Below are 15,719 nucleotides of genomic sequence, written 5' to 3'. Positions count from 1 at the left end.
ATTAATCATATGTCGATAGAAAGCGCCGCCGGATTACATCGTTCCTGAACGAAAACTGCTAATTTTCCCAATTTCTGCGTCAGTCAAAAATTTTAATCCTCAAAATACTTAATGTATTCCTGCGGTTAAAATTTTTGCCTTCCTTGAACTTGAAAAAAATTTCTAGTTTTCGATCGGGCACTACATAGGAATATTGCCGTGTTTTTTAGGCGGCCTCATCTCGCGTTTGGTGCACATGATTTCTAACGCGTCTATGAGGCGGGTTCTGGTTTCAGCCGGCTCGATTACCGCATCTACATGCCCGCTATTAGCAGCGCAGTAGGGATTGGAAAAAAGATCCTCGTACTCCTTGATTTTCTCTTTGCGTTTTGCAACCGGATCATCTGCTGCTTTAATCTCTTTGGCATGGATAACATTTGCCGCTCCTTCGGCCCCCATTACGGCTATCTGGGCACTGGGCCAGGCAAAGACCATGTCCGCCCCCTGGTGTTTGGAACACATGGCAAGATAAGAGCCGCCGTAATCCTTGCGTGTCACCAGCAGAAGTTTGGGTACTGTAGCTTCGGAATAACACCATAGCAGCTTTGCGCCGTGACGGATAATTCCTCCATATTCCTGATCGCTTCCCGGCAGATAACCAGGTACATCCGCAATTGTAAGCAAAGGGATATTAAAAGCGTCACAAAAGCGTATGAACCGTGTAGCCTTGTCCGAAGCATTAACATCGAGGCATCCTGCCAGAAATTTGGGCTGGTTGGCGATAATACCAATGCTTCTGCCGTTGAGCCTGGCAAAACAGACTATTATATTTTTGGCATAGTGCTTATGGGGTTCAAAAAATTCACCGTTATCTACAATCGAAGCAATCACATCTTTCATCTCATAGGTTTTGTTGGGATTATCAGGAATTATAGTATTCAGTTTCGGATCGGTCCGTTTGGGATCATCTCCTGTATCGACAACAGGAGGGTCGTCCATGTTGCTTGAAGGAAGATATGAGAGCAGTTTCTTGATCTGTTCTATGGCATCTTTGTCATCTTCGCAAGCAAACTGTGCTACTCCGCTCTTGGTATTGTGGGTCATGGCTCCGCCCAGATCCTCAAAGGATATATCTTCACCGGTTACTGTTTTGATAACCGCAGGGCCGGTAATGAACATGTAGCTTGTTTTCTTGACCATAAAGACATAGTCGGTCATGGCGGGAGAATATACGGCGCCCCCTGCGGTTGGGCCCATGACTGCCGAAATCTGCGGAATTGTGCCCGACGCGGCCGAGTTACGGAAGAAAATGTCGCCGTAACCGGAAAGAGAATCGACTCCTTCCTGAATTCTTGCTCCCCCGGAATCATTAATACCGACAAAAGGGACACCGGCTTTTAAAGCCAGATCCATAACTTTGCAGATCTTTTTTGCATGCATTTCACCAAGGCTTCCGGCTCTTGAGGTAAAATCCTGGGAATATGCAAAAATCGGCCTTCCATTTACAAGGCCATGCCCGGTTATGACGCCTTCGGCGGGGATATCGACATTCTCCATCCCGAAATTTGTGCAGTGGTGCTTGACAAACATATCGATCTCACGGAATGTGCCGGGATCGAAAAGAGAATCTAGCCTCTCCCTTGCAGTCAGCTTTCCTTGTTTATGGTGCTTTGCAACTGCTTTTTCACCGCCCATTTGCATGATCGCTTTTTCAAGTTCTTTAAATTTCTTAATTTTATCTTCCACTATACCCATTATCTTATTTCCTTTCCTTAGTTAGTGCCCATTCACCAAAGATAGCAACCTGTCTGCAGCAACAGTCGGTGCCAGCGAGCCATTCCCCACGCCCATTTTTATCCCGGGTAAGGCTTTTTTTACTTCAGGATTTTTATGAAATTTTTCTTTAAGTCCCTCCTCAATCAGGGACCGCATCCAGTCAATAGACTGTTTCTTACGATTTGCTTGAAATTCACCTGTAGCGGTAAACTTTTTGCGGTGTTCTAAAACGGTACCCCAGATTTCGTCTATGCCGGTCATTTCAATGGCGCTGCAATTCAATACCGGAGGCGACCATGTTAACGAGGCCGGCCTTAAAAGGTGAAGGGCTGTTTCATACTCTTTTCTGGCCATCCTGGCTTTTTGCACATTGTCCCCATCTGTCTTATTAATGGCCAACGCGTCGGCTATCTCCAAAACGCCTTTTTTCATACCCTGGAGTTCATCGCCTGCTCCTGCAATCATAAGAACCAGAAAAAAATCGACCATGGAAGCTACTGTTGTTTCAGACTGACCCACCCCGACTGTTTCAACAATAATTACATCAAAACCGGCCGCTTCACAGACCAGCATCGTTTCCCTGGTTTTTCTGGCGACTCCTCCAAGGGTTCCTCCGGAAGGTGAGGGTCTGATGAATGCATTGGCAGCAACCGAAAGCTTTTCCATACGGGTCTTGTCGGCCAGAATACTTCCTCCGCCCCTTGTGCTGGAAGGATCCACCGCAAGCACGGCAACGCTGAGGCCTTTTTTCAGCAAAAGCATGCCGAGACTTTCTATGAATGTACTTTTTCCGGCGCCCGGCACCCCTGTGATACCAAGCCGAACGGCTTTCCCTGTATGCGGAAGGAGTTTGTTGATTATGTTCCTTGCCAGCTCCTGATGAGCCGGCAGGGAACTTTCAATCAGTGTAATGGTTTTTGCAAGTAGGCGATTGTTCCGGTCGATGACTCCATGAATATAATCCTGGGAATCTTTGGGTGTCATCCGGTATTCTCAATAGCATTGAGGACATGATTAACAGACTCCGTAATTGCGGTGCCCGGGCCGAATATGCCGACTGCACCGGCATTATAGAGGAAATCATAATCCCCCGGAGGGATAACCCCGCCTACAACGACCTTGATATTCTCTGCATTTTCGTTTTTAAGAGCTTCAATAAGCTGTGGTATAAGAGTCTTGTGGCCTGCCGCCAGGCTTGAAGATCCCACAATATGCACATCGTTCTCCACGGCCATTTTGGCGGCTTCTTCGGGAGTTTGGAACATGGGGCTTATATCCACATCAAAGCCAAGGTCCGCATAGGCTGTTGCAATAACCTTTATTCCCCGGTCATGTCCGTCCTGTCCCATTTTGGTAACCAGTATTCTCGGCCTTCTTCCCTCTCTTTCCATAAATTGTTTTGTTCTTTTTTGTATGGAGGCAATTGTCTCATCATCCCCATACTCGGAAGCATAAGCTCCTGATATACACTGTGTTGTTGCCACATATCTTCCGAAAACTTTTTCCATGGCATCCGAGATTTCGCCAACGGTCGCGCGCGCCCTTGCAGCTTCAATGCAAACTTCAAGCAGGTTGCCGTCCGACCCGGCGCAATTTGTAATCGCTTCCAGGAGATTTTCAACATTTTTGGAATTCCGTTTCGCTTTTATTTCCTTGAGCATGGCGATCTGCTCTTCGCGAACTGTGTTCGAGACCTCAAGCACATCCAGGGAATCCTCTTTTTCCAGTTTATATTTGTTGACCCCTACGATAACATCCTTGCCCATATCGATTCTGGCCTGTTTGCGGGCCGCAGACTCTTCGATTCTCATTTTGGGCATTCCCGACTCAATCGCCTTGGCCATTCCGCCGAGTTCTTCGATTTCAGACATGATCTTTCTGACTTCTTCGATGATCCCGTTTGTAAGAGCTTCTACATAATAAGAACCTCCCATGGGATCGACAACATGACATATCTGTGATTCTTCCTGTACGATGATCTGTGTATTTCTGGCTATTCTGGCTGAAAAATCGGTTGGGAGACCGACCGCTTCATCAAATGAGTTGGTATGCAATGACTGGGTCCCGCCAAGGGTGGCGGACATACATTCAAGTGTTGTGCGTATGATGTTATTGTATGGATCCTGTTCAGTAAGGCTCCAGCCAGAGGTCTGGCAGTGGGTTCTCAGCATGGCTGATTTAGGGTTTTTGGGGTTGAATTTTGATATGATCTCATGCCACAGGAAGCGGGCGGCTCTTAACATGGCGATGTCCATGAAAAAATTCATTCCTATTCCGAAGAAGAATGAAAGACGCGGGGCAAAAGTATCAATATCAAGCCCGGCGCCTATGGCGGCCCGGGCATATTCAAGTCCGTCGGCCAGGGTGAAGGCCGTTTGTAGCACCGAATTGGCTCCGGCCTCCATCATGTGATAACCGCTTATGCTTACCGTATTATATTTAGGCATGTTTTTTGAACAGTACCCTATAATATCCGAAACAATCCGCATTGAAGGTATGGGTGGATATATATATGTGTTGCGTGTAAGGTATTCTTTCAGGATATCGTTTTGTATGGTTCCGGCCAGTTTTTCCTGACCCACGCCCTGTTCTTCAGCCGCCACGATATAACCGGCAAGGATCGGTAGAACCGCCCCGTTCATGGTCATGGAGACTGACATTTTGTCAAGTGGAATCTGGTCGAAAAGAATCTTCATATCCTCAATTGAATCGACAGCGACTCCTGCTTTGCCGATATCACCTACCACCCTGGGATGGTCTGAATCGTATCCCCTGTGGGTTGCCAGATCAAATGCTATGGAAAGGCCCTTTTGTCCGGCCGCCAGATTTCTCCTGTAAAACTCGTTTGACTCCCTGGCCGTGGAAAAACCGGCATACTGACGTATCGTCCAGGGTCTGCCCGCATACATGGTGGCTTTGGGCCCCCGGGTATACGGCGGCATGCCGGGGAGACTGTTCACACATTCAAGCTCTTCAATATCTTCCGCTGTATAAATGGGCTTTACCTTAATTCCCTCCGGGGTGTCCCAGTCAAGGGATTCAAGAGATTTGCCTCTTAATTCTTTTTCAGCTGTTTCCAGCCATTTCTGTTTGTCTTTATGTTCCGACATAATAAGGTGCTCCAATAACAATGAAAAAATATAATTTTATAATATGTTAGCATGTTACAGATTTATTATAAATATTATATAACAAAATATTTTAATATAAAATTCTGTAAGAGTCAATAAATTTGTATGTTTGAAAAACTGCACTTAGGGATTAATCCCTTTCGCACAGTTCAACCAAAACTCCGTTTGTGGCTTTGGGGTGTAAAAATGCCATTCTGGCGCCGCCGGCCCCGATTCTCGCTTTCTGATCTATAAGTTTTATACCTTTTTCTTTAAGTTCGTCCAGAGCTGCGTCAATATTTTTGACTCGGAAAGCAACATGTTGTATGCCTACTCCCTTTTTTTCTATATATTTTGCTATCGGCCCGTCCGGGGAGGTGGACTCCAGTAGTTCCACTTCACTTTCGCCGATTGGGAGAAAGGCGGTGAGCACTTTCTGTGTTTCAACTATTTCTGTGGCTTCGATATCGAGTCCAAGCACGTCAGTCCAGAAGTTTTTACCTTCCTCTATGCTATTTACGGCAATTCCGAGATGATCGATTTTTTCTATTTTCATTTTACTACTGCTCCTTAGTTTATAGTTGTTAACCGTTATGCCACTTTATAAGTTCCTATTCCGATTATTTTTTTATCTGTTGATTTTTTCAATTGCTCTTCTGAATCCGGGCATGGAATTGATAATTGTTTTATCATCCACGCAAAAGGCTATTCTGAAGTGACCGGGTCCTTCAAAGCCGCTGCCCGGGACTGTAAGAATTCTCTCTTTCTGAAGTTCGGTAATGAATTCAACATCATCAGGAATGGGCGTTTTGGGGAAAAGGTAAAACGCTCCCGGGGGGGGTATAAAGTCGTATCCGCAGTCGGCAAGCCCTTCGCATAGAAGTTTTCTTTTTCCGGCATATTCTGAGATGTCGACGCTGATTCCCTGTATTTCCGCAACCACTCGCTGCATAAGAGCGGGCGCATTTACAAAGCCGAGGATCCTGTTTGCCAGGGTCATTCCCTCAACAAGATCCATATTATGATCAGCATCCGGATTAACAGCAATAAAGCCTATGCGCTCACCGGGTATGGAAATATCTTTTGAATATGAAGTGACCATTATGCTGTTGTTGCAGCATTTAAAAATAGAGGGGACTTTAAAATCATCATATACGATCTTTCTGTATGGTTCATCTGAAATAAGATAAATGTTGGTGTTCATCTTTTTTTCGGCCTCTTTTAAAAGAGTTCCGAGCTCAGCAAGGCTTGCTTCCGAATATATTTGACCGGTGGGATTGTTCGGAGAATTAATTATAACAGCCCTTGTTTTTTTTGTAATTGCATCAGCTATGGCGTTTACATTCAGGGTAAAATCCTGATTTGTCGGCGCCGTTTTAAGTATACCTCCATGGTTGCTTGCATAAAAACCGTACTCGACAAAATATGGGGCAGGGGTGATTACCTCATCTCCGGCATCAAGTATCGCTTTCAGTATAACATTCAGAGCTCCGGCAGCTCCGCAGGTCATTATAATATCATCTCCGGTGATGTTTATTTGGTGCTCTTTTGATATGAATGCGGCAATTGAATTTCTAACATGGGGATATCCTGCATTGGGCATATAAGCGTGATCACCATGGCCGGAAATATGCACAATGTTTTTTAGCCTTTCCAGGAATTCTTCCGGGGGATCCAGATTTGGATTGCCCAGGCTGAAATCGTAAACATTTTCCGGCCCATGTATTTTTTTCAGACGGGCTCCCTCTTCGAACATTTTTCGTATCCATGAAGATTGATGCAGAATAGCCTTAATATTTTTTGAAATTGTCATTGATTTTTTTTTCTTTATGTTTTTATAGGTGACATTTTTGATAAGATAAATTATAAAAATATAGACTTACCCTTTAAACCCCAAACAAAACAAGCCCGCTAATAATTAACGAGCTTGTTATGAAAACAAATAATATCAAGTGGTTATTTAGAGATGCCTTCAGCAATATCTTCAATATCTTTAAAGTAGGAGGTGGATAAATTTTCAAAACTTCTAATAACTGTTTTAAACAACTCTTCCCTTTCCTTGAGTTCAGGCTCTTTCTGGTTTACAATACAGAAACTGTTTTTTGCAGTATAATAAGCATTTAAAAGGTTTGATACTATGTTCATTGTCATTAAACGTTTTTCATCCATTCGCTTACCTCCTGAGTTAAAGGTCAATTAAATTAACATATATTTTAATACAATTGTTATGGTATTGGTTTGCGGTTGTCAAGCCAAATATTAATTGTAAAACATCAGGGTTGATTGTAAAATAGAAAAAATGTTTTAAAAAATAAACCGATTTGTATTTATCTGTGTCCCATTGTTGTTTTAAAAGTGTCAACGACAAATGAAAGACGCCAAAAAATACATAAAATTGTATACTGGTTAGCCGGAAAAACGAGAGAATTACTCTTTTGAGCAAGTCTCAATCTATCGTCAGGTGGTGAGTTGTGAAGAAGATAGTTTTTATACATTATCATTTAAGAACAGGAGGTGTGACAACCGTTTTAAGGCAGCAGATAGAAGCCCTTAAAGATGTATGCCAAATGCTGCTTTTAACTGGTGAGCCGCCTGAAATATCATTTTCTGTTGAGGTAGTCCATATCCCTGGGTTAGGTTATTTTGACGGGTCGTCGGATCAGGGTTTTAAGCCCGAAGAGGTCGCGGAATCTGTTATTAGGGCTGTTAAATACAAGTTTAAGGGCAAGTGTGATCTAATCCATGTTCATAATCCGGTTCTTGCCAAAAACGTTAATTTTTTAAGTATATTAAGGCATCTGCAGAAGAAAGGCATAAGACTCTTTCTCCATGTACATGATTTTGCCGAAGACGGCAGACCTTTATTTTATTATAAGAAAGACGAGTATCCGGCGGATTCTCATTATGGTGTGATTAATTCGCGTGATTATGAAATATTGTCAGGGGCCGGCTTGAAAAAAGAGGGACTTCATTTAATCCCCAATATTGTCGACTGCTTTGGGGGTTGCCTTCCTGAAGTTGCAGCAAGCAATATTGCGCTATATCCCGTGCGGGGCATCAGGAGAAAAAATATCGGAGAGGCGATACTCCTGTCGATATTCTTTAAACATAATGAAAACCTCGCTGTTACACTTCCTCCTGCCAGCCCTTTGGATGTTGAGAGCTATTCAGGCTGGAAGGATTTTGTAAGAGAAAACAGGTTGAATGTGCAGTTCGAAGCCGGGTTGCAAAAGAGTTTTCCGGAACTGGTGCAGTCGGCAAGATTTATCATAACAACCAGCATCACCGAAGGTTTCGGCTTTTCTTTTCTTGAACCATGGATGTCAAAAAAAGTCGTGTGGGGAAGAAAGCTGCCTGGCATATGTGATGGTTTTGAGGATAACGGGATAGATCTGGGACATCTTTACACCAAACTGCTTGTTCCTGTAAACTGGATCGGCAGAAAAAATCTGTACCGAAGGTTCAAGGCGGCCATGATGAAAAATATCAACATATACAAGAGCAGGATATATAGTGAAAAGGTGGCGGAATCCTGTGAAAAAATAGTTGAAAACGAGAATATAGATTTCGGGTTGCTTGATGAATCTTTTCAAAAAGATATAATACGTCGTGTTTTGACGGACAGGAAGGATGCGGAGAGATTATTGCTGTTGAATCCTTATATGGCCATTCCGGGAGATTTGCCTGATGATAAGCGGCTTTTAAAGAACAATCTGAAGGTGGTTAAAGAGCGCTATAATATTGCAGCATATAAAGAAAATCTTTTGAAGATATATTCGACTGTTGTAAAAAGCAGGGTGCGTCAGAGGATAAATAGGGATTTTCTTCTCAAAAGTTTTTTAAACCCTGAAGAATTAAGCCTTTTAAAATGGGGTGACTATGTTGAATAAAGAGACGGTATTAAATTATATATCACCGCTCTTACCCGTACCCACATATTTAACCCCGAGCGGAAGGATAGAGCATAAAATTCGTTGCTTCATGTTTGATATTTACGGCACCCTTTTTATCAGCGGGGCAGGGGATATAAGTATTTCACAGGAAAAACCGGTAAAGATGCCGGGGCTTGAGCGGATGCTGAATCAATTTGGAATAGAAAAAAAACCGGAAGCCCTTCGCAAAGATCTTTTCCGTGAAATTGAAAAAAGACATGCAGAATCAAGAAGCAAGGGCGTCGATTATCCTGAGGTTGAGGTAGACCGTGTCTGGATGAATGTTCTGATGAATATTTTGGGGAAGAGTAATCATGGGGAGGATCAACAATCCAAGACCAGGCAATCCAAGATCAGGCAATTCGCGGAATTGTTTGAGCTTATAGTCAATCCTGTATATCCGATGCCTGACCTGGGAGAACTCCTTACAGCATGTAAAGATTCCGGAATTCTGATGGGTATTATTTCGAACGCCCAGTTTTATACACCCTACCTGTTTAACCGGTTTTTCGATTCCGATCCGGAAGGTCTGGGATTTCACCCCGACCTCACCATATACTCATACAGATTCGGATGTGCAAAACCTTCACTATGTCTTTTTCAAACTGCTGCCGCAAGGCTTAAAAGTATGGGAATTGCCGAAGAGTCGGTTCTTTATGTGGGTAATGATATGCTGAATGATATAATGCCAGCAAAAAAAACTGGTTTTAAAACAGCCCTGTTTGCGGGGGATAAAAGATCTCTGAGGCTAAGAAAAGATGAGCCGTTATGCAAAAATATAAAAGCGGATCTTGTGATTACGGATCTTGCTCAATTAATTGATTATATATGCTATCCAAATGATCTAATCAAATTCTATGGAAACCCTAAGCCAAAAGATTGATATATCCGGATTGATCGCCTGCAACGGCTGTGATCTGCTGCTTGAACAGGTTGAAGTTGAGCCGGGGCTTGCTCTATTCTGTCCAAGATGCGGAAAAAAACTTCAGACCCCCAAAAAGAATTCCGTTGACAAAACACTTGCTCTCAGCATTACTGCTCTTCTGCTTTATATGCCGGCCGCTTTCATGCCTCTGATGACTCTCGACACCCTGGGATTTAAAGAGAGCGGCTCCATCGTTGACGGGGTTGTACGGCTTTATGATAAGGGCTATCTATTTGTATCTCTGCTGGTCTTATTGACAAGCCTCCTGTTTCCGCTGATCAAGCTTTCACTCCTTTTTGTTGTTTCCCTGAGCCTTAAGTTGAAGCGCTATCCGGACACTCTTCCTTTGCTGATGCGATCTTTTCACTACCTCGATGAATGGGGGATGCTTGAAGTATATCTGATAGGTATTCTGGTGACACTTATCAAAATGTATCATCTGGCGAATATCCATTATGATCTCGGCTTTTTTTGCTTTGTCGGCCTTTTGTTTGCCACCCTCTGTTCTTCGACAGCCATGGATGAACACCTTTTTTGGGATCTTATTGAGAGAAAAGGGGAAATTTGAAATTTATGGCCAATACCAATCGTCATATTACCGCCCTGGAAGCTGGACTTGCTCTGTGCCGTGATTGCGGCAAACTTCTTCCAATCAATGGGCAGCATGGGGTAAAATCCGGGTTCTGCCCGAGATGCGGGGCAAGGATACATCTCCGGAAGCCTGACAGTATGGTTCGAACCTGGGCGCTGATAGTTACTGCGGCTCTTCTCGCTTTTCCTGCTAATCTGCTTCCTGTTATGCGGGTTGATTATCTTGGAGTGCCTGAGGAATCCACCATAATGGACGGGATCATATATTTTTTTCAAGAAGGCTCTTATGCTATCGGTATAATCATCCTGACCGCCAGTATTCTGGTGCCTCTTTTCAAGATAATAGGGATTAGCCTGATACTCCTTTCAATTCATTTTAAATGGAAAACATGGCTCAGACATACGGCTTTGATGTTCAGGGTGATCGAATTTGTCGGGCGCTGGTCAATGATTGATATTTTTGTTATATCGCTTCTCCAGGTACTTGTTAATTTCGGTTATTTAACATCTGTCGAGGTTGCGCCCGCTGCTACCTATTTTGCCGGTGTGGTGCTGGCCACCATGTTTGCTGCGATCACCCTTGACCCGCGTTTAATGTGGGATGCATAAAAATTAAGGAAACTATATGGAAACTCCCATTATAAAAAGAAAAGGAATATCCCCGATCTGGATTCTGCCGCTTATAGCCCTTATTATTGGGGGGTGGCTGCTTTACAAAAGTGTCCGGGACGCCGGCATCACTATTATAGTTCACTTTGAAGATGCTGAAGGCGTTGCTCCCGGCAAGACCAGAGTGATGTACAAGGGGATTCCGGTAGGCACTGTCCGGGAAACAAAAGTCGATCCTGATATGGAAGGAATCAGTCTTTATATTGAGATGGACAGAGGTACCAAAGACGGCCTGGTGGAAGATACCCGATTTTGGCTTGTAAAACCGCAGATCTCAGCGGGTAGAATAAGCGGTCTGCAGACGATTCTTTCCGGCAGCCATATCGAGGCGAGGCGCGGAGTTTCCCAAATTGCATCCAGAGAGTTCAAAGGCCTGTCCGATCCTCCTCCCGTTAGTGGAAATGCTCCTGGCCTGCATATAAAACTGAAGGCTGACGCTCTACATTCCATCCAGAAAGGATCACAAATTTATTATAAAAATATTTCTGTAGGTTCAGTGCAGGAATATGTTTTAAAAAGCGATGAGAGTGTTCTGATTGATGCTTATATCGAACCGGAATATGCTGGTCTTGTTAAAACGGAAACCAGGTTTTGGAATGCCAGCGGTATAACGCTGAAAGGTGATTTTTCCGGATTTAATCTGCACCTGGAGAGTCTGGCCACCTTGATATATGGAGGGATAGGTTTATATACACCGGAATCAAAGATGGACAGCCCATCAGCCCAAAACGGCCGGATTTTTACTTTGTATCCGGATTTTGACGATGCCGGTTTCGGACTTGATATGTCCCTTCAGCTCCCTTCGGCCGAGAGCCTCAGGGCTGGTGTTACCAAGGTGATGTATCGGGGGTTTGAGGTGGGGCAGGTAGCAGAGCTGAAGTTTAATCAAGATGAAAAATGTACTGTTACCGCCGATATTATCATCAATCCCAATGCGGAGTTTATACTAAGGAAAAAAACCAGATTCTGGGTGGTCAGGCCGAGGTTATCAATCAACAAGATTGAAAACCTGGAGACCCTCGTCAGCGGAGCCTATATAGCCTTAGAGGTCGGTAGAGGTGAATTCTGTAATGATTTTACAATACAGGAGCAGCCGGATTCAGAGGAAGCTCTGATGCCGGGCAGCCGGTTTGTACTGGTGTCTGAAAATGCAAAATCTTTTTCACGCGGCGCCCCGGTTCTTTATAAGGAAATGCATGTAGGTGAGATTACTGGTTTTAACCTTGCTCCGGATGGTAATCATGTTCTGGCAGAAATTTTTATTTATGAAAAATACGTTCAGCTTGTCAAATCCAATTCAATATTTTGGAAAATAGGAGGAATAGACGTAAATGCCGGTCTGGACGGGATCAGTGTTAAAACCGGGACAGTAATATCCCTGCTTGCCGGGGGCCTGGCATTTGCCAACCCAACGACCGGGCATAAGGCTGCCTCGGCAGCACATGAAAAAGATTCTTTTATTCTTTATGAAAGTTACCAGGAAGCCATAGATGCCGTTCCTGCCTTGCAGCAGCAAGGATTGATCGTGCACTTGCAAACGTCAACCCTTAAATCAGTTCCGCCCGGTTCACCGGTTCTCTATAAACAGATCGAAGTGGGTAAAATCACAGGGTTCCATCTTGAAAAAAATGGACATAGCATTATTTTTTCTGCTTTTATTCAAAAAAAATATGCTCATCTTCTTAGAACAACATGCAGGTTCTACAATGCAAGCGGGATAGATATTGAAGCCGGATTCTCAGGCGTTCGCCTGAGGACAGGTTCGTTGAAGAGCATCATGGCAGGAGGTGTAGTTTTTTGGGCGCCGTCTGAAGGGAAAAAGGTTAAGGCGGGCCACAGCTTTAAACTTTATGATGATTACCAGACCGCGCTTGACGCGGACAAAACAGAAGTGGTTATCAGGTTTGCCGAACCTCAAGGTCTTAAAAAGGACGTTGAAATAAGGTATCAGGGTATAACAGTAGGTAAAGTAAAAAAGGTACGATACGGCCATGGAATGGAATCGGTTATTGCCGAGGCCCTCGTAGAGAGTGACGCGGCATCCCTTTTTCGTAAGAATACCCGTATCTGGCTTGTAACCCCTGAGTTCAGCCTGTCAGGAGCGAAGCATCTCGACACTCTGATAAATGGCCCGTATATTGCCATAAATCCCGGACGTGGAAGTCGATGTCTGGATCTTGAAGCTCTGGATGGGCCTCCTCTAATGGAAGAGGTCGAGGAAGGATTAAATATTATTCTCGAAACACCCAGACTTGGTTCTCTGGAAAAAGGTTCTCATCTTTATTACCGTCAGGTTCAGGTAGGAAGTGTAACCGGTTACAAACTCTCCCCCACCGCCCGGAAAGTGTGGGTATATGTAAACATCCGCACACCTTACGATGCCCTTGTCCGGAAAAATACCAGGTTCTGGAATGTGAGCGGAGTCAGGGTAGATGCAGGTATCTTTTCAGGAGTGGATATTGATACCGAATCACTTGAGTCGATCATCGCGGGAGGGATTGCCATGGCAACCCCTGAAAACGACAAGGCCGGCAGTCCGGTTTTGGGGGGACACCACTTTATTCTCCATGAAAAAGCGCATAAAAAATGGCTCGCCTGGAAACCTGAGATTCATCTGAAGTAGGGGGCACAATCTAAATTGAGCGATTTTTTACTCGAGCGCACTTAAGGGACGCGCACTTAGGGGGGACGTCCAACGGAAAATGTCTGTGATTTCCAAAACATGCTTACCCAATATGTTCACCTCCTTGACCTTGAAAAGCTTGCATCCAGGGTGTGTGATCTTATGCAGGTTGAGCCAGCCGAACTTTGTGGGAGGTTGGCCTTTTACATTTACAGTTTTGAAATGATGGTTATTGGGGGAAACTGGTGGGCGCTGGTGAAATGTTCACATTTACGGTTCTCATTGGCCTGGGTGAGTCAATCAGTAAAGCGAGGAGAAACAATAGTACAACGATTCTGAAGCCTAAAACTGTAAATATGGAAATATAAAGGGCGTCCCTAAACTCCTCTACCAACATAACAACCGGATAAAATTGTGGTTCGCTTCGTTCTCACAATCTATCTTTATTCGTTAGGTTTTTTCAATCCAACGGAGTCAGGTAACTATATAGTATCCGCTGAATTTCGATAATAACATAGTATATCAGCATTGTTCATATATTAATCATAGAGAATTTTAATCTAAAATTTTAAGCTCATTTGTGGTATTTTAATTGAATTTTGGTAAAAAACGGCAAATTGTTAACACCTATAGACGCACCTCTCCTATCCGCATATTTTTTAAAATCAACTATTTTTGATAAAATCCTTGTTCGGCTTATGCCAGCCCGAGTTTCATCAGTTTTTTTTCTTCAATCTTTTCTCCCATTAGAAGCTGAATAAACTTTTTAAGATTATAAGCGGTTTGACAAAGCAATGACCATATACGGTCTCCTTCAAATCCTCTATAAAGACTGCATCCAAAACCTCTAATATTTTTTGCAATAGCTATGAAACCTTCTGTTGCTGAACGGGCTTTACAGCAAAAACTCTGTTTTTCTTCGGATACATCTTTTTTACGCCCCAAAAAAACGTTACTGATATTGTCTGCAATTTTAAAATTACCATTGCTTCTGTAACCAAGGTCGGTAATAATATTTTCCGGTTCGCCTTTCATCCGTTTTTTGAACTGTTCGAGTGTTCCAGCAAAAAGCGTTTTATCATTTGGATTACCGATAAAATTTTCAATGGTAATCATGAATCCTTCCCTATTGAAAGTCATTTCCATTGTTGTGCCGAATTCACACTTCGGATGCTCTTTTCCTTTTACAATCGGGCGGGCATCCGGTTCATCAATGGATACAATCCGGTTTTTTATCTGTTTTTTACCTTCGAGTTTTTCTAAGGTTTGTGCTTCAAGAATAGTAAGAATAGCAAACATATTGTCAGCTTTTATTTGTTTTTTCTTTGTGGTCTTTAATGATTCAACTTTTTTATCAAATATTTTTAGAGCAGGAATAAATAATATATTAAATTTGAGTAACCATTCCAAACGGTTTTGTTTTTTGTTCAAAAAAAATTCTCGCCATAATTTTTTTACTTCATTATTGTCCCACCACAAGGAGATTTGATGCAAAACGGCAAATTGTTTCATTTTGTCAAAAGCTTTAAAAATTAAATGTACATCATTTGGATAGATAACGTTATTTTTCAATACGCTTGAATCTATCATAGCATTATCACCCTGTATTATCCCAGCTTTGCGTAGAACCTCAAAAACTTCTTTTTCTATAATTTCAACACCTTCTTCACCTATACGTTTTCGAAATACACATATAGAACTCGGATCCAGGCATGTTTGCAATTCCTCATTTGTGATGTTACAAAAATATTGAATATAGTGGTTTTCTTTTATATGCTTAACCATTTGCCTATCACTTAATTGATAGTATTTTATACAAATCAAAATCGCTGTCATCATCCTGAGAGATTTTCCAAAAGCACCCTGACTGGTGTTATAAAATTTACACAACTTTGTAATCATTTTTTGCCATGGAATTATCCCACGGATAATAACCAATTCCTGAACTGGATTGGTTATATTTGCTTTCACCCATTCATCAGAAAGAACTTCTTCAAAAGTATTTTTTATCATCAGAATACCTCCTATCCTTTTTAGAGTGCTTAAAATACCATTTAGCTGCAATTTAAAAAATGGCATATACTGCTATGGATAGCAAAGCATTTCTTTCATAA

The 15,719-nt window shown here is 42.9% G+C and carries 12 protein-coding genes; 5 read left to right on the top strand and 7 right to left on the bottom strand.

Going from position 1 to position 15,719, the window contains the following annotated elements:
* Positions 1-180: 180 nt before the first annotated feature.
* The 6 genes from BuS5_RS14140 to BuS5_RS14115 form a co-directional block, all read right to left on the bottom strand.
* Complete coding sequence (locus BuS5_RS14140) at positions 181-1,734, bottom strand: acyl-CoA carboxylase subunit beta (RefSeq protein ID WP_027354324.1); 1,554 nt, start codon at positions 1,732-1,734, stop codon at positions 181-183.
* Between the two features lie 21 nt (positions 1,735-1,755).
* Positions 1,756-2,739, bottom strand: a complete 984-nt coding sequence (gene meaB, locus BuS5_RS14135) for a methylmalonyl Co-A mutase-associated GTPase MeaB (RefSeq protein ID WP_027354323.1) — start codon at positions 2,737-2,739, stop codon at positions 1,756-1,758.
* Entirely contained in the window at positions 2,736-4,865 is a 2,130-nt protein-coding gene (gene scpA, locus BuS5_RS14130) for a methylmalonyl-CoA mutase (protein WP_027354322.1), read from the bottom strand. The genes meaB and scpA overlap by 4 nt, the downstream gene beginning before the upstream one ends.
* A 151-nt stretch (positions 4,866-5,016) precedes the next feature.
* On the bottom strand, positions 5,017-5,421 hold the full coding sequence (gene mce, locus BuS5_RS14125) for a methylmalonyl-CoA epimerase (protein WP_027354321.1): 405 nt from the start codon (positions 5,419-5,421) through the stop codon (positions 5,017-5,019).
* A 72-nt stretch (positions 5,422-5,493) separates the two neighbouring features.
* On the bottom strand, positions 5,494-6,678 hold the full coding sequence (locus BuS5_RS14120) for a pyridoxal phosphate-dependent aminotransferase (RefSeq protein WP_027354320.1): 1,185 nt from the start codon (positions 6,676-6,678) through the stop codon (positions 5,494-5,496).
* 143 nt (positions 6,679-6,821) lie between these two features.
* The gene (locus BuS5_RS14115) at positions 6,822-7,034 is read right to left on the bottom strand and encodes a hypothetical protein (protein WP_027354319.1); all 213 of its coding nucleotides are present in this window, start codon (positions 7,032-7,034) and stop codon (positions 6,822-6,824) included.
* A 302-nt stretch (positions 7,035-7,336) separates the two neighbouring features.
* Here BuS5_RS14115 and BuS5_RS14110 point away from each other — a divergent pair, with 302 nt between their 5' ends.
* The 5 genes from BuS5_RS14110 to BuS5_RS14090 all read left to right on the top strand — a co-directional run bounded on the left by BuS5_RS14110 (position 7,337) and on the right by BuS5_RS14090 (position 13,605).
* The gene (locus BuS5_RS14110; RefSeq protein WP_051374886.1) at positions 7,337-8,755 is read left to right on the top strand and encodes a hypothetical protein; all 1,419 of its coding nucleotides are present in this window, start codon (positions 7,337-7,339) and stop codon (positions 8,753-8,755) included.
* 91 nt (positions 8,756-8,846) lie between these two features.
* Positions 8,847-9,680: an HAD family hydrolase gene (locus BuS5_RS14105; protein ID WP_051374884.1), complete on the top strand. Its 834-nt coding sequence runs from the start codon at positions 8,847-8,849 to the stop codon at positions 9,678-9,680.
* Entirely contained in the window at positions 9,655-10,290 is a 636-nt protein-coding gene (locus tag BuS5_RS14100; protein WP_027354318.1) for a paraquat-inducible protein A, read from the top strand. The genes BuS5_RS14105 and BuS5_RS14100 overlap by 26 nt, the downstream gene beginning before the upstream one ends.
* 5 nt (positions 10,291-10,295) lie before the next feature.
* Complete coding sequence (locus tag BuS5_RS14095; protein WP_051374888.1) at positions 10,296-10,922, top strand: paraquat-inducible protein A; 627 nt, start codon at positions 10,296-10,298, stop codon at positions 10,920-10,922.
* A gap of 16 nt (positions 10,923-10,938) precedes the next feature.
* Entirely contained in the window at positions 10,939-13,605 is a 2,667-nt protein-coding gene (locus BuS5_RS14090; protein ID WP_027354316.1) for an MlaD family protein, read from the top strand.
* A gap of 696 nt (positions 13,606-14,301) precedes the next feature.
* Here the strand turns inward: BuS5_RS14090 and BuS5_RS14085 are convergent.
* Positions 14,302-15,618, bottom strand: a complete 1,317-nt coding sequence (locus BuS5_RS14085; protein WP_274427662.1) for a transposase — start codon at positions 15,616-15,618, stop codon at positions 14,302-14,304.
* Positions 15,619-15,719: the final 101 nt, after the last annotated feature.

Origin of the sequence: Desulfosarcina sp. BuS5, assembly GCF_028752835.1 — a bacterium.
Lineage (GTDB): Bacteria > Desulfobacterota > Desulfobacteria > Desulfobacterales > BuS5 > BuS5.
This window is presented reverse-complemented; position numbering and strand designations above follow the sequence as displayed.